The organism is Bradyrhizobium sp. Rc2d, assembly GCF_900099855.1.
Lineage (GTDB): Bacteria > Pseudomonadota > Alphaproteobacteria > Rhizobiales > Xanthobacteraceae > Bradyrhizobium.
In genome coordinates, this window is the sequence record NZ_FNCU01000001.1 from 832,923 (window position 1) to 857,050 (window position 24,128).

Below are 24,128 nucleotides of genomic sequence, written 5' to 3' on the forward strand. Positions count from 1 at the left end.
GCTCCTGTGGTAGGTTGAAGTTACAATGAGGGTTCTTGCTTGCGCGGGGCTGATGATGAGGAACCGTGCACAACTTGATGTCGTCAGGTCGTCTTCGGCTGACAGAACGATCGCGCCTTGTCGGTCCACGCGCCGAAGCCGCTGGAGACGAGATGGGCGACGATGTGACAGACGTAGCGCTTCTGCGCCGGCTGATTGTTGGGCCCTGCATTGTAGCGGGCGACCGCCATGGTCCAACTGCCCTCGCGCTGCTTCAACTCTTTCAGGAAGAGCGCGGCATATTCGACGTTCTTGGCCGGATCGAACATCGCACGCACCGAGGCGAACTTGTCGCCGTGATAATAGTGATTGATCTGCATGCAGCCGAGGTCGATCAGCTTGATGCCCTTGCTTCGCATGGTTTCGAAATTCGCGATCGCATCGTTCATGTCCTTGGCGAACACGGTCTGGCCGTCGGCGCCGAGCGCGTAGGGATGGAGCGCGCCGCGCCGCCCGGTCTCGGTGAGGCCGACCGCATAGAGGATGCCGAGCGGAATCCCGTGCTGCCTGGCCGCACGCGCCATCTCGCGCTCGCAGGGGCGCACGCTGTCGGCAGCCGCCTCCGCAGCGCCGGCGTTACAGATAAACAGGGCCGCGACGAATCTGCGGCGCCACGTCCTGGTCATGACGCGTCTCCTGGTTGGGCTGGCGCTCCTGCCGGGCCTGCCTCGCGTCGCCGTCGGACTGCCCCGACGACGTGCTGGCACCACCGAACGAGCCTTGCGACTGCGATGGCGGCTGCTGCTGGCTCGAAAGCTGCGACTGCGACTGGCCGGAGCCGCTCTGGAATCCATCCAGCGAGCCGTGCTGGACCGGCGCGACGTCCGCGACATAACCGGCCGACTGCATGAGATCGCGGATCGAGTCGCGCTGCTGGTCCAGCATCTGGCTGGTGTCCTTGCGTTCGGCCGCGAGGTGGACCGACACTTCGGTGCCGACGAGACGCAGGCGCACGGTGACGTTGCCGAGCGCCGGCGGCTCCAGATTGATGGTCAGGATCTTGAGCGGCTGATCCGGCGCGTTGGTCTGGGACGCTGCGGGATCGGCGGTCGCAGAGGTCGTCGCGGATTCCTTCAGCTCGGCGACGACAGCGTTGGCGACCTGTTGCGGCGCGTTGAACTGCGCCGGTGGCAGATGGGTCTCCTGCTGCACCACGGTGACCTTGGTCGTCTCGGGCAATGCATCCCGCGCCGAGGCTTTGACGGCGCGTTCCACATTGGCCGTGACGGCCTCGAAGCCGGGTGCCGCCGGCATTGCCTTTGGCGATGTCTCGCTGAATTGCTGTGCGGCCGGGGGCGCCGCATCCTGAGAACGCGTGCCAGCCGAAGCGAGAGCGGACGGCGCGGACTCGGTTGTAGCGATCTTCGCCGAGCCGGCGGCCTGAACCTCACGCTTCGTGGACATGCGCTCGTCGCGTGCAGACGCGTCTTGCTTGTCAACCGTCGCCGGCTGCGGCTTCGCGGCCGGCACGGCGGCGAGCTCGTGTCCGACGATCGCGGGGATGCCCGGCCCATTCGAAACGTCCGGCTTTGCGGTCGGGTCGACCAGATCTTCCGTCTCCGATGATTCGCCCGTCTTCCGGTCGCCGGTCTTGTGACTGGACTTGGGCTCGTCAGCCGCTGAGATGCGGTCGGGCGTCGCCTCGTCCTTCGCCGTGTCTTTCCCCATCGGGTGCGTCAGACGCGAGCGCAGTGCTCCGGCTTTCGCGCTCGTGTCGCTGCCCTGATCGTCGAGCGCGCGCTTGGCGAGATTGGAGACGGTGTGGAGCAGATCGTTGAACGACGAGTCTGCCGACGATTTCGCCCCTGCGCTCTTGCCGGAGCGCGACGTGCTGCGCATGTTGAGGCTTTCCGCGAGGCCCGAGAATGGCTGTCCGGAGGTTCCGCTGAGCTTGGTCATGGACGGCGATCCCGGGTGAGGAGTTCAAGTTCGCCGAGCTGCTTCCGCGCACGCGCGATGGTCGCGGTCGATGACGCGAGGTCGAGGCGCGCCGGCGTTGCCGGAGGCTTGTCGGCTGCGGCCGCGGATCCGCCGGCGAACGGCTTGCGGACGTCGAGCGCGAGCTGCAGCGTCGCATTCAGAAGGGGAACGTCGCGCTCGGGCAGCTTCGAGCGGTCGAGTGCCTTCAGCTCGGCGAGACCGCCATCATACTCGTCGGTGAGCGTCCGCGAGGCGCCACGGAAGAAATGCGCACGCTCGCGATCCGCTGACGCATCGGCGCTGAGCGTCAGCGCACGCTCGCCGGCGAGCCGGGTCACGGCCAGCTGTCCGCGCACCATCGCCGCGCGCGCGATCACGAGATAGAGCTTGAGGCGGCTTGCGCGATCGATCTGCTCCAGCAGGGTTGTGATCCGTGCAAAGCGGCGCTCGTCGAGCGCGAGGCTCGATTGCGTAAGGCCCGTGGAGAAGCGCTGCCAGAAATCGCCGGCATAGATCGAGTTGCGGTAATGGCGGATATAGGCCAGCGTCAGGAACTCGAACTTGTCGAATTCCTCGGCCTGCCCAACCAGCAAGATCTCGCGCCGCAGCGCCGCCTCCTCTACGAGCGTACCGGGCAGGAGCAAGCGCGCGTCGTCGAGGCGCTCGATCGCGAGCGAGGCCTCGGCACGTGCGAAGAGCGCGCCCTGAACCAGCGCGACCTGCCCGCCCAGACCCGACGGAAGCGTGCGCGGCTTGACGTCCTTGAGCAGCTCGCGCGCTTCGTCCTGGCGGCCCTCGACATAGGCCAGCGCACCATCGAACAGTCGCTCGTCGACGTTCAGCTTGTCGCGCGGCAGCTTGCGGACCACCTGCGGCGCGCCGCCGCTGAGCAGATAGATGACGACGGCCTGGCCGTTCCGCGCATTGCTCCACACGCCCGCGTCGGCGGCGAGAAATTTCTCGCCGACCTGCCGGATCAACGCGATGTGGCTGCCATGCGCCGCAGTGTCACCATTGGCGATGCCATCCTGCACAGCCTGCAATGCGCGCACGAGTTCATACGGCTCCCCCGCTGTCGATACCGGGGCTGGCGCAGGCTCGGCCAATGCGCCTGCCATCGTGAACGGCAGCAGCAGCAAGACGGTGCGGAGGAGCGGCCGGATCAAGGGCGCTTCTCCCGGATCAGGATCTCGATCCGGCGATTCTGCGCGGCCGCCGGATCGTTCGGCAGTTTCGGCCGCCGGTCGGCGTAACCTTCCACATGCTCGATCCGCTGCGCATCGACGCCGGAGCGGACCAGCATGTAATAGGCCATCTGCGCACGGGCGGTCGACAGCCGCCAATTGTCGTAGGTCTCCGACTTATACGGCCGATTGTCGGTGTGACCGCGGACGATGATCATGCCGGGCCGCTTCGTCAACAGCGGTCCGATCTTGTCGATCACGCGAACGAGCTCGGGCCGCGGCTCCGCCGAGCCGACCGCGAACATGCCGAAGCTCGCATCGTCGGTCAGGCTGATCAGAAGGCCTTCCTCGACCTGACGAACCTCGGCCGCCGGTCCGGCGCCGGCCTTGACGTCCGACAGCGCGTCCGCGATCGCAGACTGAAGCTGCTTGACGGTCGGCTGCTGCGTTTGCGCCGCATCGCGCGGCTCGTTGTCCTTCGTCGTATCATTGGGCCGCGCCTGCGCGGCAGCATTGGCCTGAGCGGTCGCTTGGGCGCTGCCCTCGCGCGAGGATTGCGACGGCGCAGGCCCGGGCGGCAACAGGAGCGACAGGCTTGCGGACGGGCTATCCGCGTTTGGCGCCACGCTTCCGCCGGCATCATCCACGTTGGCGCGGCGCGCCTGCGGTTCGCCCTGACCCGTGCCGGACGCATCGCGCGCGGAGGCATTCGGCTTCGGCTCGCTCTCGATGATGCGATCCGCGTCCTTCGACACCTGCGGCGCCAGCTTCCAATAGCCGGGATCGAAGGGATCGCGGTAAGCGTCGCCGCCCTTGAGGCCGTCCTCTTCGGCCGATGTCAGGGCGCCGGCGCGCCGCTGGCCCGAAGCCTGGTTCGCACTGTTGGCGATCTCGGCAAGCGTCGCATAGGGATCGCGGAACAGGACCTTCTCTTCGTAGAAGGGCGGCTTCTCCGCCGTCGGCGAGTCGCCGCGACGTTCTTCGTTCGGCCCCGCCGGCTTACGCCTGCCGTCCTGGCCTTCGAATGACGACGGCTCCTTCCTGGAGAGGTCCTTCAGACCCTTCGGAGCAGGTGCATTCTCCGCGAGCTTGATCGGATTGAAATAGCTCGCGACCACCTGCTTCTGGTCCTGATTGAGCGCGTTGAGCAGCCACATGACGAGGAAGAACGCCATCATCGCGGTCATGAAATCCGCATAGGCGATCTTCCAGACGCCGCCGTGCGGCTTCTCGTCGTCGAAGGCGCTGCGCCGGCGGATGATCACGAGCTCTGGCTTGACCTCATTCATGGCGGACTACCGGCGCGCCTCCTTGAGGCGTTGGCTCCAGGCCGAGATCTGGGTCTCGATCACGGTCTGGTCGGCCACGACGCGGACCTCGAAGGTGTCGGCGGCCTCATAAGCGATGCCCGTCCGCCGGGCCTTCTCGAGCTGCGCCTTCACCAGGTCCAGCAACTCGCTCGGGCCGGTGACCTTGAACACCGGCACCGGCGAATTGCCGGTCAACGCCGCGATCTGCTCCACCAGCGACTCGATCGCTTTGTCGCGGACCGCCTCCGTGAGGAACGGTAGCAATATCCGCGCAACCGAGCTCGCGATATTGGTCTCAATCTCGCGGCAAGCCGTCTCGAAGCCGTTGACGATGGTGGCCGCCTGCTGGTCGGACCATTTGGCCCGCTCCTCGCCGAGCCGGATCGCGCTGCGGACGCGTTCCTCCGCAAGCCTGGCCTCGCCTTCCGCGACGCCGGCCGCATGACCGCGACGATAGGCATCGTCGAGAAGGTTGACCGGCGGGGCTTCCGCTGCCGGAGACGGCGGCTGAAGCTGCTGCTGCGAATGGGTCTGTGGCTGCGGCTGAGGCTGAGGTTGCGGCTCGCGCCGAACCTCCCTCGGCCTTGTCAGCACGTCCTGGATCTTGGACGACGGAGGCGGCGGCGACTTGGCCCGGCCGTTCGCGTCGAACTGCGTCAGGAGCTTTCCGATTGCTGCGTTCATGCCGCCTCCTCGCGTCGCATCCAGTCTTTAAGGATCGCGGCCGCCTGCATCTGATCGAGCCGGACGATCTGCTCCAGCCGCTTTTGCGGCGTTCGCTGCATCTTGCCTTCGAGATCTTCGACGAGGTTGAGCTCGGCCTCCTCGCTGTCAGGCAACGCAAGGGTCGCGGCCTCGAGGGCGGCAGCCTCCGCTGCCTCGGTCTGCTCCTGTTCGGCGCGATGGGTGAGAATACCGTTGACCGCCGGCCGAAGCCCGAACCAGACCAGCATCGAGGCAACGGCGAGGATGGTCACCGCGTTGATGACGCTGCCGAGCTGCTTGTTGATCATCTCGACGAAACTGATCGGCGGCACCGGCGCCAGCTCGCGCGAGCCCTCAATGAAGTCGACGGCCGTCACCTGGATCTGGTCGCCACGCTGCTTGTCCAGTCCGCCTGCGGTGGCCGCGAGCTGGCTGATCTCGGCGAGCTTGCTGTCGATGATGGCCTGGTTGTTCTTGTCGCCGAGATCGGCGACGAGGCGCGCGCGGTTGACCAGGACCGCGATGAAGAGCTTCTTGACCGAGTAGCCGTCGCTCACCGTCGTCGTGGTCTTGGACGACACCTCGAAATTGGTGACGTCCTCGCGGCGGGTCTTGTCCTCGCTGGAGTTCTTGCTGCCGCCCGCGTTCACCTGCTGGTCGGGGAGGTTCTGCTGCACAGTTGTCGGCGTCGACCGGTCCGCGTTCTGCGAGGACTCCTTCTCGCGCACGTTCCGCACCGAACGCTCGGCGCGGCTCTCGGGATCGTAGACGGTTTCATTGATCTGCCGCTTGTCGGTGGAGAGCTGCGGTGCGACGCTCACCTCGAAATTGTCGAGACCCAGATAAGGCGTCAGCGCCTTGCGGATGTTCTCCTGCACCATGCCGCCGACCGTCTTCTGGAGGCTTGCCATCTTGGTCGGCGCGGCGCTGGCCTCATCCTCTTCGGCGAGCAGCATGGAGCCGTCGGCGTCCAGCACCGTTACCTTGTCGCGGCTCATGCCCGGAATGGCGGCCGCAACGAGATGACGGATCGATTGCGCCGTGCGCGCCTCGATCGCGCCGTCGGTGCGCAGCACGACCGATGCCGAGGGCGGCAGCTGCGTCGCGCGGAACGAGCCGCGTACGGGCATGACGATATGCACCCGCGCGGCCTTCACGCCCTTCATCAGCTGCACCGTGCGCGCAATCTCGCCTTCCAGCGCCCGGAGCTTAGTGACCTCCTGCATGAATGAGGTCAGGCCGAGCGAGCCGATCTTGTCGAACAGCTCGTAGCCGGAATTGGCACTGGTCGGCAGGCCCTTCTCGGCAAGCAGCATCCGCGCCTGCATGGTCTGGCTCGGGCGCACCGAGACGGCGTCGCCGGCCGTATTGACATCGAAAGCGATGTTCTGCTCGCGCAGCGCGGCGCCCATGCGCGTCACGTCTTCGCGGGTGAGGCCGGTATAGAGCGTCTCGAACTCCGGCCGGCTCAGATAATAGGCACCGCCGACGACGGTCACGAGAACGGCAAAGCCGATCAGTCCCAAGGCCATCAGCCGTCGTGGCCCAAGCTCCAGCAGATTGTTGAGCAGTTGCTGTACCTGCGCACGACTGAGCAGCATATGACCTCGTACCAATGCGAACGTATGAGACACTCCGCCGCCAACCTTGTCTGAAGGTTGCGCGCGGGCGCGAATGTGTCGGTTCGCTGGCGAGACGTTGCAATTTTACAAATGCGGTAGCGCAATCGACATCGGCCATGGACGGCCGGACGCATTGCCGCCCGAGCGGCCGCGACATGTCGCATGAAATCTGACGTCGGAAGGTCGATTTCGGGCACGTCTTGTGCCGTCACGTCCGCCGATCTCGGCGGGGACCGTGCTCCGCGGGGAGCACGGTCGTTTTCGAAAGCGCCGCTTAGCTGCGGAACAGCGACAGGATGCTCTGGCTGTTCTGGTTGGCGATCGAGAGCGCCTGAACGCCGAGCTGCTGCTGGGTCTGGAGCGCCTGAAGGCGGGTCGATTCCGCGTTCATGTCGGCGTCGACGAGCTGGCCGATACCGCGATCCACCGAGTCCATCAGCGACTTCACGAACTCCGTGTTGTTCGAGATGCGGTTCTTGATGGCGCCGAGGTTCGCGGCGGACTGGCTGACGGTGTTGATCGCGGCGGTGACCTGCGCGATGTAGCCGTCGAGCGTGGTCTGGTCGGTCGCCGAGTCGGTCAGCGCAGCGATGCTGATCGTGTCGACCGATGCGGTGCCGCTCACCGTGTCCAGGATGCCGGCCGTGGCCGAGGTGTAGAGCGAGTAGTTGGCAACCGTCACCGTGATGGTGTTGATCGTGGGCGTGCCGCCGACGCGCGAGAACGACGACACCAGGTTCACCGTCGCCGGGGTGGTGGCGTTGGTGCTCAGCCAGTTCACGCCGTTGAACGTCGCCGCGTTGGCTACGTTCTTCATGTCCTGCTGGATCTGGGTGATTTCGGCCTGGATCTTGGTGCGGTCGATGCCGGCGGTCTTGGCTTCGACCAGCAGCGCCTGGAGCTTGGTGAGGCCGGAATTGCTGTCGCCGATGACCTTGTTCAGAGCCGTGTATTCGGTGTCGACGGTCGCAGCCGACAGACCGAGCGAGTCGGAGACGGCGGAGAGCGCGGCGTTGTCGGCGCGCATCGAGGTCGCGATCGACCAATAGGCCGAGTTGTCCGAAGCGGTCGCGACGCGCTGGCCGGTCGAGATCCGGTTTTCGGTCGTCTGCAGGCTGGCGCTGACATTCCGCAGGGTCTGGAGCGCAGTCATTGCAGCGGAGTTGGTAAGCAGGCTGGAAGCCATCTTTGATGTCCCTTTGAAAGCAGATTGGATTTTGGGGACATACCGGGCTTGCACCGGTACGACAGGGCGGCATCATGCCTTTGGGGTGCGGAAATGCACGTGGACCCAACCCGTCGTAGCGGCGAGACTAGCCAGCGAAGCTTGTGCGAGGCTTGCGGCTCTGTGATCCCTCGGCAACAGGGTAGCCGGAATCATGGCGCGCGGCATCACGCCAAACGAAAGGGCCGCGCTTCGCGAAGCGCGGCCCTCCCAGCTCTTTTGTGGCTTAGCCGCGGAACAGCGACAGGATGCTCTGGCTGTTGTTGTTGGCGATCGAGAGCGCCTGAACACCGAGCTGCTGCTGGACCTGGAGGGCCGCCAGGCGGGTGGACTCCTGGTTCATGTCGGCGTCGACGAGCTGGCCGATACCGCGATCAACCGAGTCCATCAGCGACTTCACGAACTCCGAGTTGTTCGAGATGCGGTTCTTGATGGCGCCGAGGTTGGCGGCACCCGAGGAAACCGTGCCGATCGCCGCGGTGACCTGCGCGATGTAGCCATCGAGCGTGGTCTGGTCAGCCGCCGAGTCGGTCAGCGCACCGATGTTGATGGTGTCGACCGATGCGCTGCCGCTCACCGTGTCCAAGATGCCGCTCGTGGTCGAGGTGTAGAGCGAGTAGTTGGCGACGGTAACGGTGATCGAGCCGGTGGTCGGCGTGGCGCCGACGCGCGAGAACGACGACACGAGATTGACGGTCGCCGGCGTGGTGGCCGTGGTGCTCAGCCAGTTGACGCCGTTGAACGTCGCCGCGCTGGCCACGTTCTTCATGTCCTGCTGGATCTGGGTGATTTCCGACTGGATCTTGCTGCGATCGATACCGGCGGTCTTGGCTTCGACCAGCAGCGACTGGAGTTTGGTCAGGCCCGAGTTGCTGTCACCGAGAACCTTGTTCAGAGCGGTATATTCGGTGTCGACGGTCGCGGCCGACAGACCGAGCGAGTCGGAGACGGCGGAGAGCGCGGCGTTGTCGGCGCGCATCGAGGTCGCGATCGACCAGTAGGCGGCGTTGTCGGAGGCGGTTGCCACGCGCTGGCCGGTGGAGATCCGGGTCTGCGTGGTGGAGAGTTGCGAGCTGACAGACCGCAGGGTCTGGAGCGCGGTCATGGCGGACGAGTTCGTGAGCAGGCTTGACATTGCGAATGTCCCTTTATGTACGCGTTACATTTTCACTTTGGGACATACCGGGCTTTCACCGGTACGGAGGGGCGGCATCATGCCTTTGGACTGATGTGGGTGGGGTCCAACCCGCCGTGACGCCTTGCTAGCACACCGAATCTTGCCGCCGGATTAAAATCGCCTTGAATATCATCGCTGTAGCGGCGGTATAGGGTTACCATCCGCTAACCATGATGACGCGGTCCGAGCCGCGCTCTTTCAGGAGAACGACCGCACCAGTCCGGAGGCGAGCAGGTTCCAGCCGTCGATCAGCACGAAGAACAACATCTTGAACGGCAGCGCGAGGATCGTCGGCGGCATCATCATCATGCCCATCGACATGGTCAGCGTCGCCACGATCATGTCGATGACGAGGAACGGCAGGATGATGAGGAATCCGATCTCGAACGAACGCCTGAGTTCGGAGATCATGAAGGCCGGAATGATGACGCGCATGTCGATGCGCTTATCGTCGAACTTCTTGCGAAAGCTTTCCGCGGCGAGCGCCTCGAAGGTCTGGAGATCCTTGTCGCGAACGTGGGCCAGCATGAACTCGCGGAAGGGATCGGTGATCTTCAGATAGGCCTCTTCCTCCGAGATCTCGTTCTTCATCAGCGGCTGGACGCCGGTCTCCCAGGCGCGGTCGAATGTCGGTGCCATCACGTAGAAGGTCATAAACAGCGCGAGGCTGATCAGCACCAGGTTGGCCGGCGTGGTCTGGAGGCCGAGACCGGCGCGCAGGAACGACAGCGCCACCGCAAATCGCGTGAAACTCGTCACCATGATGAGCAACCCTGGCGCCACCGACAGCACCGTGATCAGCGCCATCAGCTGGATGATGCGGCCGCTGGTCGAGCCATTGCCGGGTGGCAGCAGCGAGTTGAGGTCCGGAATCTGGGCCAGCGCCACTTCGGGCAGCACGACCAGGATCAACGCGAGCAGCAGGACTTTCACTCTCACTGGATCACCAACGTCTCAATGATCAATTCGCGGACCTTGCCCGACGAGCGGATATTGGCGCGCTCGGTCAGGTCGTCGCGCAGGTGCTGGAGCCCGCGCGATCCCTCGAACTGGCCAACCGACGCCGACCGCAGATAGGTGATGATGTCCTCGCTGATGTGGGCGGCCAGGATGCCGGCATCCTCGTCGCTCATGCTCTCCGTCACCATGGAGGCCTCGACGCGGGCCCAGTTGTTGGCCGGTGCGGCGAGATTGGTCACGATCGGGGACAGTTTTCGAAGCCGCGCGCTGCCGGCGTAGCTCGACGCAAGGGGCGGCGGCGTGGCGCTCTTCTTCGCGTCGGCCACGCGCTCGGCGGCCGCAAACAGATGCAGGCCGGCAAGCGCGCCCGCACCGATCGCGACAAGGGTCAGCACGACAATGGCCGCAATCAGGCGCATCACGTCCCCTGCCCTCGCGACGCGGCCCGGCCGGTGCGAATCTCAGAATGGTGCCACGGCGTCATAGATCCGGTGTCCCCATCCAGGCTGCTGCACGTCAGACAGATTTCCACGGCCACCATAGGACACGCGCGCCTCGGCGATCTTGTCGTAGGAGATCGTGTTGGCCCGCGAGATGTCGCGCGGACGCACGATGCCGCCGACATTGAGCACGCGCATCTCGGTGTTGACGCGGAATTCCTGCGAGCCGCTGATCATCATATTGCCGTTCGGCAACACGTCGGTGACGATGGCGGCGATCGAGAGCTTGATATCCTCGGTGCGGTCGATCTGGCCATTGCCCTTGATCTGGGTGTTGGTGCTGAGATTGGCGTTGGCCTGGCCCTTGTCGCTCCATCCTGCGACGTCCATCAGCCAGTCGAGTCCGAACTTGACCTGCGAATCGCGCGAGCGGCCGGTCTTGTTGTCGAGCTTGGCCTTGTCCTGCATCGAGATGATCACCGTCACGACGTCGCCGGTACGCCGGGCGCGGGGATCGCGGTAGAGATCGGTGCCGTCGTCCCAGGTCGATCGATAGCTGACGGGCGTACGCATGCGCGGCGTCACCGGGATCGGATCGGCCTGGGTCCTCAAGCCGCTGCCGACCGGCGACATTTGCGGGCCGGTCAGAACCTCGGCCGGATCATGGAAGCATCCGGCCAGGAACACGGACGCCAGTACGAGCGGGAGGATGAGGATCGGCTTCTTCATCATTTGGTCTTTCCGTCATCCACACGGCGCATCCCGCCGAGCAGGTCGGCGAGGTGCGCCGCACGGGCCGTATCCATCTCGTTGAAGATTGCGCTCGAACTCCTCGGGCTGAGCTTGGCGAGCACGGCGGCGGCGGTCTCGTCGGCCATGCCGGCAATCTGGGTCGCCGCAGCCTCCGGCTTCATGCGCGAATAGATCTCGACGACGCTGGCTTCGGCCTTCTTCAGGAAGTCGTCGCGCAGCGCCATCCACTTCTCGTATTCGGCACGCTTGGCCTCGACCTCGGCGATCCGTTCGCGGAGCAGGTTCTCTGCCTTCTCCAGCTCCTTGAGCTGCCAGGCCAGCCTTGCATCGGCGGCGGGGTCGGCCACGTTGCTGCAGAACAACGCGACGTCATTGTCGGCGGACACGGCGGCCTGTGGAGGTGTGGGCTTCGGCGGCGCCGTGACGCTGCCGGGTTTGGCTGCACGTACAGGTGCCGGCGCCGGCGACTCGGAAGCCGGCACTGCGCCCGTGATGGCCGGACCTGAATCTTCCGCCGCCCACGCCGTGGCACGGACGGAGGCGCTTGCGCCCGGAATCGGGGTGGCCGGCGTGCCCGGCTTCTGCGGTCCGGACGCGCGGGCACGCGCGAAGGAGAGCAGGTTGAGCGGCTTCGTCGGTTTCGCCTCGTCCAGCGCCAGCACGGGCGAAGCGCCCGCAAGCGTCCACACCGCGACGAGGAGGAGTTTGGCTTTGTGATCCAGCTTCAGCATCGGGCCGCGTGCGATTCTCAGTCGAGACCAGAGCATTGAGCGACCAAGCTTGCACGACGCTTGTGCATCATTGCACGATGACATCGGCCTGGAGCGCGCCGGCCGTCTTGATCGCCTGGAGGATGGCGATGATGCCTGATGGTTTCAGGCCGATCTGATTCAGCCCGCGTACCAGGCGCTGGAGATCGACGCCGCTCAGGATCGCCACCTGCGCGCCGGCCTCGTTGGCCTCGACCACAGTCTGCGGAACGACCACCGTCTGACCTCGCGAGAACGGCGCCGGCTGCGACACCACGGGAAGCTCGGTGACGCGCACCGTCAGATTGCCGTGCGTCACGGCAACGGTCGATATCCGCACGTCGCGCCCGATCACCACCGTGCCCGTGCGCTCGTTGATCACCACCCGCGCGGGCGTGTCCGGCTCGACCGTCAGCTCGCCGATTTCGGCCAGGAATCGGACCGGGCCGATGTTGCGCGGCTTCGACAGCACGATCGTGCGATAGTCGCGCTCGAAGGCGATCTGCGCGCGATAGCGGCCGCCGGCGTAGCGGTTGATAGCATCGAGAATGCGCGTTGCGGTGACGAAGTCCGGATTCTTGAGTTCCAGCACCAGGAATTCCATTTCATGGAGGCTTCCCTGCACTTCGCGCTCGACCAGCGCGCCGTTCGGAATGCGCCCCGCGGTCGGCGTGCCCTGGCTGACGTTCTGCGCCTGGCCGCCGACGCTGTAGCCGGCGACCGTGATCGCGCCCTGCGCAACGGCATAGACCGCACCATCCGCCGCTCGCAGCGACGTCATCACCAGCGTGCCGCCGAGCAGCGAGGTCGCATCGCCGAGCGAGGACACGGTCACGTCCATCCGCTCGCCGGCTCCGATCGAGGGCGGCAGGTCCGCGGTCACCATCACGGCCGCGACGTTGCGCGTGCGCAGCGTCGTCGGACGCGTGGGATTGTTGGTGCTCGTGGTCTCGTTCCTGACATTGATGCCCATGTTCTCGAGCATCGATTGCAGGGACTGTTCCGTGAACGGCGCATTGCGGAGCGTGTCGCCGGTGCCGTTCAGGCCGATGACGAGGCCATAGCCGACGATCTGGTTCTCGCGCAGTCCCTTGATGTCCGCGATGTCCTTGATGCGGACCGCGGCCTGAGCGCTGGCGGTAGCGAGGAGGAGGACGAGCGCAAGCAGGACTCTGGTCATGACCCATCCACGACCTTGACCGTGCCGTCCGGCTGGACGATGCCCCTGATGATCACGCCGGTGTCGGTGTTTCGCACCGGGATGAGCGCGCCGGCCGCGCCCGATTGCATCGCCGAGCCGTAGGTGACGATGGACAGGCCGCTGTCTTCCACCACGACCTTGACCATGGCGCCGCGGGCGACCGTCCAGGGATCTTCCACCGAATTGGTCGGGATCGGCTGGCCCGGCAGCAGCGTGCGCCGCGCCATGCGACCGACCAGGACCTGACGTCCTTCGATGAACATGGCGACGCCGAGCAGGCTCGGCGCGAAGGCGCGCTCGGTGATCATGTCGTCCCGGATCAGCTCGCCCGCGCGGATCGAGACGGCCGGCACGGGAAGCCGCTTCTCTTCGGCCGCCGCGAGGCGCGCCGAGACGAGAACCAGCAGCACGGCGGCCAACCCGCGCATGATCAGGCCCACCCTGTTCAACATCGAGCCACCCGAACTAGCGCATGCCCTTCGAGACAGTCGAGGCCATTTCATCCGAGGCCTGGATGACCTTGGCGTTCATTTCGTAGGCACGCTGCGCCGAGATCAACTCGGTGATTTCCTTGACGGGATCGACGTTGGAGGCTTCGAGATATTTCTGGTTGATCTTGCCGTAGCCGGAATCGCCCGGCAGCCCGACGACCGGCGTGCCGGACGCGGTGGTCTCGCGATAGAGATTGCTACCGAGCGGCTCGAGGCCCGCCTCGTTGACGAAATTGGCGAGGTTGAGCTGGCCGATCTGCCGCGGATTTATTTCCGTGTCCAGCTTGGCGAACACCTGTCCGGTCTGGTTGACCGTGACTTCGACCGTTCCCTGCGGCACCGTGATCGCGGGGTCCAGCAGATAGCCGTCGATCGTGACGAGCTGGCCGTTGGCATTGGTGTTGAACGAGCCGGCGCGGGTGTATTGCACCTCGTTGTTGGGGCCCAGTACCTGAAACCAGCCGCGACCGTTGATCGCGAGATCGTAGGGGTTGCCGGTCTGCGTCAGCGCGCCCTGGATGTGCAGCTTGCGGATCGCCGCCGACTTGACGCCGAGGCCGAGATTGGCACCCTCCGGAATCGGCGAGGAGCCGTTGACATTGGCGACGCCCTGCATGCGGTCCATCTGGTAGAACAGATCGGTGAATTCCGCGCGCGCCCGCTTGTACGACGTCGAGTTGATGTTGGCGATGTTGTTGGCGATGACCTCGATGTTGGTCTGCTGGGCGTTCATGCCAGTGGCCGCAATGGCGAGCGATTTCACGATCGTCACTCCTTCAGATCAAATCGACATCCGAACGACTTCTTGGTAGGCCTGCACGACCTTGTCGCGAACCGCGACCGCCGTCTGCAAGGCCTGTTCGGCCGACATCAGCGCCTCCACGACGCGCCGCGTCGATTCCTTGCCCTGCATCGCCGAGATCGACGCCGCTTCGCCCGCCTTCAGCGTTCCGATCGCGTCCGTCGTCACCTGCTTCATCACCGATTCGAAGCCGACATCGTCACCGGCCTGGATCGCGGTCGCCGCCGGCGAGATGGCCTGCGTCTCGGTCGCGCGGCTCGCCGCCTGACCGGCGGAGATCGCCGTGGATGAAATTGCCTCAAGCATTATCAGCTCCTCAAGAGGTCGATGGTCATGCCCAGCATCGACCTCACCTGCTTCACGACCTGGAGATTGGCTTCATAGGACCGGTTGACCTCTCGCATGTCGGCCATCTCGATCATCATGTTGACGTTCGGCAGCTTGACGTAGCCGGCCTTGTCGGCGGCGGGATGCCCCGGGTCGTACTCGACGCGGTACGGCGTGGTGTCGACCCCGATCTCCTTGACTTTCGCAAGCTGCGCACCCGAGGCACGGTCCATGGCGGCATCGAAGGTGATGGTCTTGCGCTGATACGGATCAGCCCCGGCGGTGCGCCCAGTCGACGTCGCGTTGGCGAGGTTCTCCGAGACGATGCGCATGCGCGTCGATTGCGCTTCGAGCCCGGAACTTGCGACCGTCAATGACGACTGTAGAGAGTCCAGCATATCAATTCACCTCAGGCCTTCGCACTCGACAGGACCATGCGGTGAAACGACCGCACGATCGCCGAGTTCATCGAATAGTCGCGATTGACGTCGTTGCCCTTGATCATTTCCTGCTCGAGACTGACCGAATTGCCGGAGTGAACCACTTCCCAGCTGTCCTTCTTGGCGATCTTGCGCGTGTCGGTCTCGGCGGCGGACAACTGCATGTGCGAGGGCGACGTCGTCGCGAGCCTGACCGGCATGCCGTCGAGCACCTTGTTGAAGGGCTCGACATCGCGCGCCTTGAAGCCCGGCGTGTTGGCGTTGGCGACGTTGGTGGCGATGGTCGACTGGCGGAGCTCGAGGTAGCGCGCCTGCGACGATGCGAGTTCGAAGAGATAAAGCGGTCCCACGACAGCCCCGTTCTGGTCCATTCGGGAGAACCCTAGGGCGTTAAGCTTTCGTCAAGCTGTTGCGCGAAGCACCATCCTCGGAAATCTACTGGACCTTCTCGGGCCGTGCCGCCTGCTTGGACTGGAGGAAGTAGATGATCTCGGCGACGGGGCGGAAGAATTCCGCCGGAATCACCTGGTCGACCTGCACCGCCTCGTAGAGCGCGCGCGCCAGCGCCCTGTTCTCGATCACGGGAATCCGATTCTGCTCGGCGACTTCGCGGATCTTCAGCGCGATCACGTCCATGCCCTTGGCGACCACCAGCGGCGCCGCATTCTCCTCGCGCTTATAGCGCAGTGCGATTGCGAAATGCGTCGGGTTCGCGATCACCAGCGTCGCGCGCGCGGCGGATGCGATCATGCGCTGGCGCGAGCGGTCGCGCGCCAGCGAGCGCAGGCGCGCCTTGATCAGCGGATCGCCCTCGGCCTGCTTGTGCTCGTCCTTGATCTCCTGCCTGGTCATGCGCAGCTCGCGCCGCCAGTGGAAGCGCGACCAGGCGAGATCGATCGCGACCAGGACGATGGTGGCGATGCAGATCGCCGAGACGATCCGCATCGCGATGTTGAGGATCATCTCCGGCAGCGCAACCGGATCGGTGTACATCGCCTCGAACGCCTTCGCCTCGGACGAGCGCAGCACGAAGGCGACGACGGCGGTCACCGAGGCGAGCTTGAACAACGACTTGGCGAACTCGACGAGTCCTTGCGTGCCGAACAGCCGGCTCCAGCCGCTGACCGGGGAGATGCGCGACACGTCCGGCTTGATGCGCTCCAGCACCAGGCGCGGCGCATTTTGCAGCAGCGAGGCGGCGAGGCCGAATACCATCATGATGACGACCAGCGGCACCAGAAATCGCAGCGAATGAAGTCCCACCACGGTGAGCAGGTTCTGCGCGTCCGCCGCGGTGCTGAGGGGAAAGCCCTCGGGATCGTCGAGAAAGCTCTTCAGCATCGGCGTCAATTGCTGCACGCCCTGGCCGATCAGGAAGGCCTGGATCACCATCAGCGCAGCCATCGAGGCGAAGATGGACGCCTCCCGGGAGACCGGGATTTTGCCCTGTTCGAGCGCATCTCGGACTTTCTTCTCGGTCGGCTCTTCTGTCTTGCTCTCCTGATCGGATGTTTCTGCCATGCCCGTTCAGCGGTCAGCGGAAGACCAGCTCATCCTCCTGCTCGGGGTTGAGCTCGATTTCACCCTTCTCCGCGAGCTCCAGCGCGAGATCGGTGATCACGCGGCGCGCCTCGAGCACATCGCGCTGGTTCGACGGCTCGCCGATGGCGAGCTCGTGTTCGACGACGCGGCGGACGCGCGAGGCGACCGAGGACAGGATCAGCTCGCGGAAGCTCTTGTCGGTCCCCTTCAGCGCGACGACGATGCGATCGGTCGGCACCTGGTCGAAGATCATGGTGCGCGCCTTCGGCGTCAGGTTGATGACGTCGTCGAACGTGAACAGCAGCTCCTTCAGCACTTCGGCCGACTTCGGCCGCTTCTCCGACAAGCTCTTCAGCATGTCCTCGATATGGCCGCGCTCCATCTTGTTGATGATGTCGGCGACGCGGGCGTAGGTGTCGGCGCCGAGATTGCGGGCGAAGTTGAGCGTCAGGTCCTCGTGCAGCGTCTTCTCGATGATGCGCATGGCGTCGTCGACGATCGGCTTGAGGCTCAGCACGCGCCGCATCAGCTCGTTGCGCAGGCTGGATGGCAGCTGGCTCATGACCTTGGCGGCACAGGCCGGCTTGACCTTGGACAGGATGAGCGCCGCGGTCTGCGGGTGCTCCTTGGAGAGATAGCTCGCGAGCGAGTTCTCCGACACCGAGGAGACGCGATCCCAGACCGACCGGCTCGAATTGCCGAGCAGGTCCGACATGATCTGCGAGACCTGGTCGGCCGGCAGCACGTCGCCGAGCACGGCCTCCAGGCCGCCGAGCGTGCCGAGGATGTTGGCGCCCATCGAGAATTGCTGGGCGAACTCCTCGACGATTCCCTCCAGCTCCTGCGCCGTGATCGGCCGCAGCTCCGCCGCGGCCTTGGTGACGATGCGGATCTCCTGCGGCTCGAACTGCTGAAGCACGCTCGCGGCCGCCTGCCGGCCCATGGCCAGGAGGAGCGCCGCGACCTTTTCCGTTCCGCCCAGCGTGGCGACGCCTCGCTGCTTGACGGGAGCGATGCCGACCTGTGCCGCCATGGTCAGGTATCACCCTGCCCCAGCGGACCGACGATCTCCGTCAGCGAGACGCCGAAGCGGGAATTGTCTTCTTCGACCACGACCACCTCGCCGCGGGCGACGATGCGGCCGTTGACGACGACATCGACAGGTTCGCCGACCCGATGATCGAGCGGCACCACGGCGCCGCGCCCGAGCTTCATCAGGTTCGCCACCGGAATGGTCGCCGATCCCAGCACCACCTGCATGGTGACGGGAATGCGCAGGATGGCATCGACATTGGCGAACTTGCCGGTCTCCTCCGCCGTGCGCGCGGCAATCTCCGCCAGCCGCTCCAGTGGAGATGCGTCGGTGTGCCCCTCGTCGGATGCCGATGCGCGAGTGGCAGACTCATAGTCAAAGGATTGCGCCATTTGGTATCGCCTCTTGGTATTTCCGCTCCCGGAGCACCGCCGCGCTCCGACCGTATCGTTTTCGCCGGCTTCGGCTTCAATGCTTGTTCACGTCGGCACCGCCTGCAGTCGCGACGGGCGCGAGCCCGGTCCTTGCATCGAGCGCCGCGATCGCTTCGTGGGCCTGATCGATCTTCGTGCTCAGCACGTTGGCGAGCCGTCCGAGATTTGCGGTGGAATCGTGCGCCGCGTTGATGACCGTGTCGAAGGCGCCCGCCGTCTCGTGGACGATGGTCGAGAATTCACCCTGGTAGCTGCGCAGTCGCGCCAGTTCACGGTGCATCCGGGTCACCCGCATGCTGGTGAAGGCGAGCGCAATCAGCAACACGGCATCAACGAGATAGGATATCATCGACGAACTCCCGTTTCTGATCGACGGGATCTGCCACCTGCATGGCGTAATAGCCATCAAGCTGGCCGATCTGACACCAGAACAGCACCTGGTTGTTGCTTTCGAGCCGGGCGAGCGTGCGCGGCGTGGCTTCGAGCTCGAGCACCTGCCCGACCTGGAACTTCACGACGTCGCCGAGTGATATCATCTTCTCGTCGAGCACCGCGCTCAGCGTCACCTCGGTGCGGTGAACCTCGCTCTCCATCTGCTCGCGCCAGCGCGGATCGGCCGCGCGGCCGTCGCTGACGACGACGTGCGCGAGCTTCTGCCTGAGCGGGTTGAGCGCGGAGTGCGGAATGATGAGGAACATCTGGCCGCCGCGATAGAGCGCCTGCAACATGATGTTCGCGCAGATCGACATGTTGCCGCTGCGTCCGATCGCCAGCGAGGCCATGGCGGTCTCCACCCGCTCCACGCGGAAGGTGACGTTCGAGGTGCCGGCAAAGGCGGATTGCAGCGCCTTGGCGAACCGCTCGAACAGCGCCTGGACCAGGCGGATTTCGATGTTCGAGAACGCGCGCTCAACGTCGAGCGGCGGTTCGGCGCCGTCGGAGCCGAACATCGCCTCGACCATGGTGAACACGAAATCGCGGTCGAGCATGATGATGACACGGGAGTCCCACTGCTCGGCATAGAGCACCGCCGCGACCGCGTTGGCCTCATAGTCCTTGATGATGTCGCCGACGCGGTCATTGGTGATGCCGTTGACCGAGAAATAGCACGGCGTTCCGGCCATCGGCTGCAGGCTGTCGGTGCACGATGCAGCCATGCGATCGAAGATCACATTGAGCATCGGCATGCGTTCGATCGATATGCCGGCGGCGTCCAGCAGGTAGTTCGGCAGCTGCTTGCGCTGATCGACGTCGACGTCTTCCATCATCATGCGCGGGCAGCCTTCGGTTCAGCCTCGGTGACGACGGCCTTGGGACCTGCAATCGTCTCGTTCTCGACGACGTCGATCGACGGCCGTTCGGTGCTGGCGATCATCTTGCGGCCGTGCTCGACGGCGATCTGCGGCATGGCGCCGTTCATGAATGCCAGCAGCGTCTGCTTGACGATGATGTAGGGCCGGCACTTCTTCTCGCGCGTCATCTTGATCTTCAGCGCGAAGGGCGAAATGATGCCGTAGGACAGGAAGATGCCGGCGAAGGTGCCGACGAGGGCCGCGCCGATGAAGCCGCCCAGCAACTTCGGCGACTGGTCGAGCGCCCCCATGGCCTTGATAACGCCGAGCACCGCGGCGACGATGCCAAGCGCCGGCAGCGCCTCGGACACCACCACCAGCGCATGGTACGGCGTCAGCTTGCTCTTCACGATGGTGTGTATCTCCTCGTCCATCAGCGCCTCGATCTCGTGCGTGCGCGCATTCCCCATGATGATGAGGCGGACATAGTCGCAGATGAACTGGAGCAGTGCGGAGTCGGAGAGCACGCTCGGAAACGCCTTGAAGATCTCCGAGGAGGAGGGATCATCGATGTGCGCCTCGACCTCGTTGCGGCCCTTGCCCCGCAGCTCGCGCATCAGGGCATGGAGCGCGCCGAGCAGATCGAGATAATAGCGCTCACCGGGCACAGCGCCGGTGATGGCCTGCATGCAGGCAACGCCGGTGTCCACGACCGTCTTCCACGGATTGGCCACGATGAAGGTGCCGACGGCGGTGCCCATGATGATCACGAACTCCCACGGCTGCATGAGCACGGCCAGATGCCCGCCCATGGCGGCAAATCCGCCGAGCAGTGCCGCCACCGTGATGAAAATCCCCACGAAACTGCCCAACGCGCCGCTCCATCGCCGATCCCAGCGGGAATATCTAGTCGGCGACGCTTGCGCGAAGCTGGCTTCGCAACCGCCAGCCCCGCGCAAGCAATTCGCGGCAGCTTGAGACGATCTCGCAAGAGCGGCCAGAGGGACGCGTGTCATGCTATCCACCATCGCGGATTACACCAGACTGACCAAGGACATGGGCAAGTCGCTGACACAGGTCGCGAAACAGCCGGACGTCAGCCGCGAGACCGATTATTTCCTCAGCCATATCGGCAACGTGAAGACCATCGACGATTTCCTGAAGGACTACCGGCTCTACTCCTATGCGATGAAGGCCTATGGCCTCAGCGACATGACCTATGCCAAGGCGTTCATGCGCAAGGTGCTGACCGAAGGTGTCGCCAACAAGAACACCTTCGCCAACAAGCTCACCGACGTCCGCTATCGTGAATTCGCCACGGCGTTCAACTTCGCCGCCCTCGGCAGCAACGCCACCCAGACCACCCAAGCCACGACCGGGACGGCGACCCAATATGTCAGGCAGACGATGGAGCAGAAGGCCGGCGACCAGAACGAGGGCCTGCGGCTGGCGCTGTATTTCACCCGCAAGGCCTCCACCGTCACCACGGCCTACCAGATCCTCGCCGACAAGGCGCTGACGCAGGTGGTTCAGACCGCGCTCGGCCTGCCGTCGACGATCAGCTCGGCCGACATCGACGCCCAGGCCAAGATGATCACGGACAAGATCAAGCTCACCGATTTCCAGGACCCGGCCAAGGTCACTAAATTCGTGCAGCGCTTTGCCGCGATGTGGGATGCGGCCCAGGCCCAGAGCGACAACTCGACCAACCCCGCGCTGGTCCTGATCGGCGGCGCGTCGTCGATGGCCAGCATGGATACCGACATGCTCTCGAAACTTCAGTCCATCCGCTTCGGAAAGTAAGTCATGCAATCGGCCCTCTATGTGGGATTGTCGGCGCAGGTCGCCCTTGAAAAGCGCCTTCAGACGATCGCCAACAACGTCGCCAACGTCAACACGGCGGCGTTCCGCACCGACGTGGTGAAGTTCGAGACCGTGCTGTCCAAGGCGGGCGCGAACCCGGTCGCCTTCTCCTCGCCCGGCGACAACATCATCTCCCGCGAGATGGGCAACATCACCGAGAGCGGCAACCCGCTCGACGTCGCCGTGGTCGGACAGGGCTGGATCGCCTTCGCCGGTCCGAACGGCACGGTCTATACCCGTGACGGCCGCCTCCAGATCGCCCCCAACGGCGACCTTCAGACCGTGTCCGGCTTTCCCGTGATCGATTCCGGCGGCGCGCAGATCACGCTCGATCCCAACGGCGGACCGATCTCGATCGCGCGCAGCGGCGCCATCACCCAGGACAACAACGAGATCGGCACCATCGGCCTGTTCAACATTCCCGCTGACGCCAATCTCGAGCGCTACGGCAATTCCGGCGTCACGCCCGATCGTCCCGCGACCGCGATCGCCGATTTCTCCCGCGACGGCTTCAAGCAAGGCTACGTCGAAGGCTCCGGCGCCAATCCGATGATGGAATTGACCAAGCTGATCGCGGCCTCGCGCGCCTTCGACGGCACCAATTCGATGATCGAGGGCACCGAGAGCTCGCTCCAAAATGCAATCCGGACGCTGGGCGAACCCGGCAAATAGGCTGCGCCTCGCGCGCAATGAGGTTGGACGGTTTCCTTGAACGCTCTTCGGCAACTCGAGTGGGCGCTGCTGGAGCTTCAGCAGAGCACGCCCCTGGCAAGCGTCAGCGGCGCGATCTCCGAGATCGCGCCGACGCATTTCCGCGTCTCCGGCCTGTCGCGCTTCGTGAGGCTCGGCGAGCTCATCGGCGTCAATTCGGCCGGCAGGCCCCAGATCGGCGAAGTGGTGCGGATCGACAGCGAGGGCATCATCGCCAAGCCGTTCGATCGCCAATTCGCCGGCGGGCTGGGCTCGGTCGCATACCGGATGCCGCCGCTGTCCTTTGCGCCCGATCCGAGCTGGAAGGGCCGCGTCATCAATGCGCTCGGCGCGCCGCTGGATGGCCAGGGGCCCCTCACGCCGGGATCGCGTGCGGTCTCGGCGGAAGCCGAGGCACCTTCGGCCATGAAGCGCGCACGCGTGCACAAGCCGCTGCGCACCGGCGTGCGCGTCATCGACCTGTTCTCGCCGATCTGCGCCGGCCAGCGCGTCGGCATCTTTGCCGGCTCCGGCGTCGGCAAATCGACGCTGCTGGCGATGCTCGCCCGCAGCCAGGCTTTTGACACGGTCGTGCTGGCGCTGGTCGGCGAGCGCGGCCGCGAGGTGCGCGAGTTCATCGAGGACGTGCTGGGCACCGACCGTCACCGCGCCGTCACAATCGTGTCGACGGGAGACGAGAGCCCGATGATGCGGCGGCTGGCGCCGAAGACGGCGATGGCGGTCGCCGAATATTTCCGCGACCGCGGCGAATCGGTGCTGCTGATGGTCGATTCGATCACCCGCTTCGCTCATGCCGCCCGCGAGGTTGCACTCGCTGCAGGCGAGCCCGCGGTCGCGCGCGGCTACGCGCCGACGGTCTTCACCGATCTGCCGCGGCTTCTGGAGCGCGCCGGCCCCGGCGAGGAGGGATCTGGCACGATCACTGGAATTTTCTCCGTGCTGGTCGACGGCGACGATCACAACGAGCCGATCGCCGACACCATCCGGAGCACGCTCGATGGGCACATCGTGCTCTCCAGGCACATCGCCGACCAGGCGCGCTATCCGGCCGTGGACGTTCTGGCCTCGGTCTCCCGCCTCGCCCATAACGTCTGGGACCCCGAAGAGCGCGAATTGGTGAGCAAGCTGCGCGCCATGATCGCCAAGTACGAGGACACGCGCGACCTTCGCCTGATGGGCGGATATCAGTCGGGGCGTGATTCGGGTCTCGACCAGGCGGTCGACATGGTTCCGAGAATCTACAGCGCGATGCGGCAGGACGCGTCGGCCCCACCGAGCGCCGATCCATTCCGCGAACTCCGGGACATGCTCAGGGGCGAGTAGCAGGTTGCGCGGTGAGATGGCGCGCGACGCCGTCGTGCCCTGCCCGTTGTTTTCGACAGCCGATTGCGCATGCGGCCACGCTTCCAGCGCATGCGCACGCGCAGCCATGACCGACTTCCGTCGCGGGAACGTCAGTCGATCGGACGAGAGGAATCGAGCGGAAGCGACGAACGGGCCATTTCTGCGACCGCGACCGCAACAACCGCCGCGTGCAATTCCTGTGAGTTCCCTCAAGTGATTCCCCGACGGATCGTACAAGTTGTGGATGACATGCCGACGCACATCGTCGTCATGCACAAGCTTCGATCAACTTGCATCAACGACAGACAGCAACGTGGCGTGCACAAACCGACGTATAGTTGCGTGCATGCTGCTCATCGGGCAGCGTATTGCGTTCACTATCATGTGTCCCGACGAGCGAGATTGTCTTGAACGTTACATTCGCCTGCAACGACATCCAGTCTTGGAGAGCGTCTGTACTTGATTTTGTTGAGAAGCTCATTCATCGTTTCGATGGATACAAGAAACGTCTGCTTGCGACTTGAACTTTAGGGGCCTCGGTTGAACTACTCCGATCCATCGTCT

The 24,128-nt window shown here is 64.8% G+C and carries 27 protein-coding genes; 3 read left to right on the forward strand and 24 right to left on the reverse strand.

Translation table 11 applies throughout. The features are described 5' to 3' along the window. Nucleotides 1–83: 83 nt before the first annotated feature. From BLV07_RS03880 to motA, 24 genes are all read right to left on the reverse strand, one after another. Nucleotides 84–665, reverse strand: a complete 582-nt coding sequence (locus BLV07_RS03880; RefSeq protein WP_091879865.1) for a transglycosylase SLT domain-containing protein — start codon at nt 663–665, stop codon at nt 84–86. Beyond that, on the reverse strand, nt 616–1,938 hold the full coding sequence (fliK, locus tag BLV07_RS03885) for a flagellar hook-length control protein FliK (RefSeq protein ID WP_091879868.1): 1,323 nt from the start codon (nt 1,936–1,938) through the stop codon (nt 616–618). The genes BLV07_RS03880 and fliK overlap by 50 nt, the downstream gene beginning before the upstream one ends. Further along, complete coding sequence (locus BLV07_RS03890; protein ID WP_091879871.1) at nt 1,935–3,125, reverse strand: chemotaxis protein; 1,191 nt, start codon at nt 3,123–3,125, stop codon at nt 1,935–1,937. Before BLV07_RS03890 ends, fliK begins: the two co-directional genes overlap by 4 nt. Next, entirely contained in the window at nt 3,122–4,432 is a 1,311-nt protein-coding gene (locus BLV07_RS03895) for a MotB family protein (protein WP_091879874.1), read from the reverse strand. Before BLV07_RS03895 ends, BLV07_RS03890 begins: the two co-directional genes overlap by 4 nt. A 6-nt stretch (nt 4,433–4,438) precedes the next feature. Then, a complete protein-coding gene (locus BLV07_RS03900; protein WP_091879877.1) occupies nt 4,439–5,137 on the reverse strand; it encodes a hypothetical protein in 699 nt (232 codons plus the stop codon). Continuing rightward, complete coding sequence (gene fliF / locus BLV07_RS03905; protein WP_176945323.1) at nt 5,134–6,759, reverse strand: flagellar basal-body MS-ring/collar protein FliF; 1,626 nt, start codon at nt 6,757–6,759, stop codon at nt 5,134–5,136. Before fliF ends, BLV07_RS03900 begins: the two co-directional genes overlap by 4 nt. 295 nt (nt 6,760–7,054) lie before the next feature. Continuing rightward, nucleotides 7,055–7,966, reverse strand: coding sequence for a flagellin N-terminal helical domain-containing protein (locus BLV07_RS03910; RefSeq protein ID WP_091879883.1), 912 nt, complete (start codon nt 7,964–7,966; stop codon nt 7,055–7,057). A gap of 265 nt (nt 7,967–8,231) precedes the next feature. Continuing rightward, nucleotides 8,232–9,140 carry a flagellin N-terminal helical domain-containing protein gene (locus tag BLV07_RS03915; protein WP_091879886.1) on the reverse strand — a complete coding sequence of 303 codons (909 nt, stop codon included), beginning with the start codon at nt 9,138–9,140 and terminating at the stop codon, nt 8,232–8,234. A 240-nt stretch (nt 9,141–9,380) separates the two neighbouring features. Continuing rightward, entirely contained in the window at nt 9,381–10,121 is a 741-nt protein-coding gene (gene fliP, locus BLV07_RS03920) for a flagellar type III secretion system pore protein FliP (RefSeq protein WP_091879889.1), read from the reverse strand. Then, entirely contained in the window at nt 10,118–10,561 is a 444-nt protein-coding gene (locus BLV07_RS03925) for a flagellar basal body-associated FliL family protein (protein ID WP_176945324.1), read from the reverse strand. Before BLV07_RS03925 ends, fliP begins: the two co-directional genes overlap by 4 nt. Nucleotides 10,562–10,603: 42 nt before the next feature. Continuing rightward, nucleotides 10,604–11,311: a flagellar basal body L-ring protein FlgH gene (gene flgH / locus BLV07_RS03930; protein WP_091880379.1), complete on the reverse strand. Its 708-nt coding sequence runs from the start codon at nt 11,309–11,311 to the stop codon at nt 10,604–10,606. Next, nucleotides 11,311–12,066 (reverse strand): MotE family protein, encoded by a 756-nt coding sequence (locus tag BLV07_RS03935; RefSeq protein ID WP_176945325.1) that lies wholly within the window; start codon nt 12,064–12,066, stop codon nt 11,311–11,313. Before BLV07_RS03935 ends, flgH begins: the two co-directional genes overlap by 1 nt. 67 nt (nt 12,067–12,133) lie before the next feature. Then, a complete protein-coding gene (gene flgI / locus BLV07_RS03940) occupies nt 12,134–13,264 on the reverse strand; it encodes a flagellar basal body P-ring protein FlgI (protein ID WP_091879897.1) in 1,131 nt (376 codons plus the stop codon). Then, the gene (gene flgA, locus BLV07_RS03945; RefSeq protein WP_176945326.1) at nt 13,261–13,737 is read right to left on the reverse strand and encodes a flagellar basal body P-ring formation chaperone FlgA; all 477 of its coding nucleotides are present in this window, start codon (nt 13,735–13,737) and stop codon (nt 13,261–13,263) included. Before flgA ends, flgI begins: the two co-directional genes overlap by 4 nt. A gap of 13 nt (nt 13,738–13,750) precedes the next feature. Then, complete coding sequence (gene flgG, locus BLV07_RS03950; protein ID WP_091880382.1) at nt 13,751–14,539, reverse strand: flagellar basal-body rod protein FlgG; 789 nt, start codon at nt 14,537–14,539, stop codon at nt 13,751–13,753. An 18-nt stretch (nt 14,540–14,557) separates the two neighbouring features. After that, nucleotides 14,558–14,884 (reverse strand): flagellar hook-basal body complex protein FliE, encoded by a 327-nt coding sequence (gene fliE, locus BLV07_RS03955; protein ID WP_091879903.1) that lies wholly within the window; start codon nt 14,882–14,884, stop codon nt 14,558–14,560. A gap of 2 nt (nt 14,885–14,886) precedes the next feature. Next, nucleotides 14,887–15,303, reverse strand: coding sequence for a flagellar basal body rod protein FlgC (flgC, locus tag BLV07_RS03960; RefSeq protein ID WP_060735083.1), 417 nt, complete (start codon nt 15,301–15,303; stop codon nt 14,887–14,889). An 11-nt stretch (nt 15,304–15,314) separates the two neighbouring features. After that, nucleotides 15,315–15,716 (reverse strand): flagellar basal body rod protein FlgB, encoded by a 402-nt coding sequence (flgB, locus tag BLV07_RS03965; protein WP_091879906.1) that lies wholly within the window; start codon nt 15,714–15,716, stop codon nt 15,315–15,317. A gap of 64 nt (nt 15,717–15,780) precedes the next feature. Then, nucleotides 15,781–16,866, reverse strand: coding sequence for a flagellar biosynthesis protein FlhB (gene flhB / locus BLV07_RS03970; protein WP_091879909.1), 1,086 nt, complete (start codon nt 16,864–16,866; stop codon nt 15,781–15,783). Between the two features lie 13 nt (nt 16,867–16,879). After that, nucleotides 16,880–17,920 (reverse strand): flagellar motor switch protein FliG, encoded by a 1,041-nt coding sequence (locus tag BLV07_RS03975; protein WP_091879912.1) that lies wholly within the window; start codon nt 17,918–17,920, stop codon nt 16,880–16,882. 2 nt (nt 17,921–17,922) lie between these two features. Continuing rightward, nucleotides 17,923–18,312, reverse strand: coding sequence for a flagellar motor switch protein FliN (fliN, locus tag BLV07_RS03980; RefSeq protein WP_091879914.1), 390 nt, complete (start codon nt 18,310–18,312; stop codon nt 17,923–17,925). A 76-nt stretch (nt 18,313–18,388) separates the two neighbouring features. Continuing rightward, nucleotides 18,389–18,703 carry a hypothetical protein gene (locus tag BLV07_RS03985; RefSeq protein WP_091879917.1) on the reverse strand — a complete coding sequence of 105 codons (315 nt, stop codon included), beginning with the start codon at nt 18,701–18,703 and terminating at the stop codon, nt 18,389–18,391. Further along, the gene (locus BLV07_RS03990; protein WP_091879920.1) at nt 18,684–19,625 is read right to left on the reverse strand and encodes a flagellar motor switch protein FliM; all 942 of its coding nucleotides are present in this window, start codon (nt 19,623–19,625) and stop codon (nt 18,684–18,686) included. The genes BLV07_RS03985 and BLV07_RS03990 overlap by 20 nt, the downstream gene beginning before the upstream one ends. Beyond that, on the reverse strand, nt 19,622–20,518 hold the full coding sequence (gene motA / locus BLV07_RS03995) for a flagellar motor stator protein MotA (RefSeq protein WP_176945327.1): 897 nt from the start codon (nt 20,516–20,518) through the stop codon (nt 19,622–19,624). The genes BLV07_RS03990 and motA overlap by 4 nt, the downstream gene beginning before the upstream one ends. A 142-nt stretch (nt 20,519–20,660) precedes the next feature. Between motA and BLV07_RS04000 the strand changes: the two genes are divergently transcribed. Genes BLV07_RS04000 through fliI form a run of 3 tightly spaced genes read left to right on the forward strand, consistent with a single transcriptional unit; the run spans nt 20,661 to nt 23,543 of the window. After that, nucleotides 20,661–21,449: a DUF1217 domain-containing protein gene (locus tag BLV07_RS04000; RefSeq protein WP_091880387.1), complete on the forward strand. Its 789-nt coding sequence runs from the start codon at nt 20,661–20,663 to the stop codon at nt 21,447–21,449. Between the two features lie 3 nt (nt 21,450–21,452). Continuing rightward, entirely contained in the window at nt 21,453–22,181 is a 729-nt protein-coding gene (gene flgF / locus BLV07_RS04005) for a flagellar basal-body rod protein FlgF (protein WP_091879923.1), read from the forward strand. Between the two features lie 36 nt (nt 22,182–22,217). Continuing rightward, complete coding sequence (fliI, locus tag BLV07_RS04010; protein WP_091879926.1) at nt 22,218–23,543, forward strand: flagellar protein export ATPase FliI; 1,326 nt, start codon at nt 22,218–22,220, stop codon at nt 23,541–23,543. Nucleotides 23,544–24,128: the final 585 nt, after the last annotated feature.

Coding starts and splice junctions, on each gene's coding strand:
- BLV07_RS03915 (WP_091879886.1), bottom strand. CDS start 9,140: ATGTCAAGCCTGCTCACGAACTCGTCCGCCATGACCGCGCTCCAGACC.
- flgA (WP_176945326.1), bottom strand. CDS start 13,737: ATGTTGAACAGGGTGGGCCTGATCATGCGCGGGTTGGCCGCCGTGCTG.
- BLV07_RS03900 (WP_091879877.1), bottom strand. CDS start 5,137: ATGAACGCAGCAATCGGAAAGCTCCTGACGCAGTTCGACGCGAACGGC.
- BLV07_RS03990 (WP_091879920.1), bottom strand. CDS start 19,625: ATGATGATGGAAGACGTCGACGTCGATCAGCGCAAGCAGCTGCCGAAC.
- BLV07_RS04000 (WP_091880387.1), top strand. CDS start 20,661: ATGCTATCCACCATCGCGGATTACACCAGACTGACCAAGGACATGGGC.
- BLV07_RS03935 (WP_176945325.1), bottom strand. CDS start 12,066: ATGCTGAAGCTGGATCACAAAGCCAAACTCCTCCTCGTCGCGGTGTGG.
- flhB (WP_091879909.1), bottom strand. CDS start 16,866: ATGGCAGAAACATCCGATCAGGAGAGCAAGACAGAAGAGCCGACCGAG.
- fliE (WP_091879903.1), bottom strand. CDS start 14,884: ATGCTTGAGGCAATTTCATCCACGGCGATCTCCGCCGGTCAGGCGGCG.
- flgB (WP_091879906.1), bottom strand. CDS start 15,716: ATGGACCAGAACGGGGCTGTCGTGGGACCGCTTTATCTCTTCGAACTC.
- fliN (WP_091879914.1), bottom strand. CDS start 18,312: ATGGCGCAATCCTTTGACTATGAGTCTGCCACTCGCGCATCGGCATCC.
- flgC (WP_060735083.1), bottom strand. CDS start 15,303: ATGCTGGACTCTCTACAGTCGTCATTGACGGTCGCAAGTTCCGGGCTC.
- fliK (WP_091879868.1), bottom strand. CDS start 1,938: ATGACCAAGCTCAGCGGAACCTCCGGACAGCCATTCTCGGGCCTCGCG.
- flgI (WP_091879897.1), bottom strand. CDS start 13,264: ATGACCAGAGTCCTGCTTGCGCTCGTCCTCCTCCTCGCTACCGCCAGC.
- BLV07_RS03985 (WP_091879917.1), bottom strand. CDS start 18,703: ATGATATCCTATCTCGTTGATGCCGTGTTGCTGATTGCGCTCGCCTTC.
- BLV07_RS03925 (WP_176945324.1), bottom strand. CDS start 10,561: ATGCGCCTGATTGCGGCCATTGTCGTGCTGACCCTTGTCGCGATCGGT.
- BLV07_RS03975 (WP_091879912.1), bottom strand. CDS start 17,920: ATGGCGGCACAGGTCGGCATCGCTCCCGTCAAGCAGCGAGGCGTCGCC.
- fliF (WP_176945323.1), bottom strand. CDS start 6,759: ATGCTGCTCAGTCGTGCGCAGGTACAGCAACTGCTCAACAATCTGCTG.
- BLV07_RS03895 (WP_091879874.1), bottom strand. CDS start 4,432: ATGAATGAGGTCAAGCCAGAGCTCGTGATCATCCGCCGGCGCAGCGCC.
- BLV07_RS03910 (WP_091879883.1), bottom strand. CDS start 7,966: ATGGCTTCCAGCCTGCTTACCAACTCCGCTGCAATGACTGCGCTCCAG.
- flgH (WP_091880379.1), bottom strand. CDS start 11,311: ATGAAGAAGCCGATCCTCATCCTCCCGCTCGTACTGGCGTCCGTGTTC.
- BLV07_RS03880 (WP_091879865.1), bottom strand. CDS start 665: ATGACCAGGACGTGGCGCCGCAGATTCGTCGCGGCCCTGTTTATCTGT.
- flgF (WP_091879923.1), top strand. CDS start 21,453: ATGCAATCGGCCCTCTATGTGGGATTGTCGGCGCAGGTCGCCCTTGAA.